Annotated in this window: 1 protein-coding gene; it reads left to right on the top strand. The window is 41.8% G+C overall.

Annotated features, from left to right (window positions below; all coding sequences use genetic code 11):
- Nucleotides 1-1,159: DNA repair protein RecN (locus VXQ92_RS19755; protein WP_416682936.1), on the top strand; the 1,159-nt coding region annotated here is incomplete at both ends.

Below are 1,159 nucleotides of genomic sequence, written 5' to 3'. Positions count from 1 at the left end.
AACATGAACTAGATGATGATTCAGGGGAAATTCATTTACGTCGGGTTATTTTTGCAACTGGCCGTAGCAAAGCATGGGTAAATGGTCGTCCAAGTAGTCTCTCTGAGCTTAAAGAATTAGGCCGCTTATTGGTTCAGCTGTATAGCCAGCACAGCCAACAACAACTACTTGAACCGCCTTATCCAAAGCATTGGCTAGACCGTTATAGTAATTTTTACGCCGAAGCAAATGATGTTCGTGAAGCATATAGTACATGGCAGCGTAATATCCGCCAGCATCAGGCTGCGCTCGATGCTCAAGCGACCCGTCTTCAACGTATTGCGACCTTAGAGCTACAAATTGAAGAGCTTGAGGAAGTCATTCAAACCGATTACAAAGAAATCGAGCAAGAGTTCGATCGCCTCAGTCATCATGAACATATCATGCAAGACTGTAGCTATAGTTTAAATGCGCTTGATGAAGCTGAACAAAACATTACTCAAGAAATGTCGTCGATCATTCGCCGTCTAGAGTCTCATGCGGGGCGTAGTGAGCAGCTTTCCGAAATTTATAATTCGTTATTAAATGCGCAAAGTGAAATTGATGATGCCACATCAAATTTACGTCAATTTATTGACCGTCAGAGTTTCGATCCTGAACGGATGGAAGAACTGAACTCCAAGCTAGAGGTTTTCCATCGACTTGCTCGTAAATACCGTACTCAACCAGAAACACTTAAAGAAGAGTACGAAACTTGGCAAAGTGAGCTTGAGCAATTACATCAGTTAGAAGACCCTGAAACTCTGGCTGAACAAGTAGAAAAGTCACATCAAGAATTTTTAGAAAAAGCCCAGCATTTAGACAATATTCGTCGTGAAGCTGCTGCCCCACTTGCAAAACAATTAACTGAACAGGTTAAACCTTTAGCGCTGCCTGAGGCACATTTTGAGTTTAAGTTTGAACCATTAGAACAACCAAATGCAGAAGGTTTAAGTTTTATTCAACTTTTATTTACTGCCAATAAAGGCATACCTCCTCAACCATTGGCACGTGTAGCATCTGGTGGTGAGCTTTCTCGTATTGCACTTGTTATGCAAGTCATGAATGCTGAAAAGACCGAAGCAGAAGTTTTGGTATTTGACGAGATTGATGTCGGAATTAGTGGTGGTACAGCTGAAGT

This window comes from Acinetobacter sp. 228, assembly GCF_048147885.1.
This window is presented reverse-complemented; position numbering and strand designations above follow the sequence as displayed.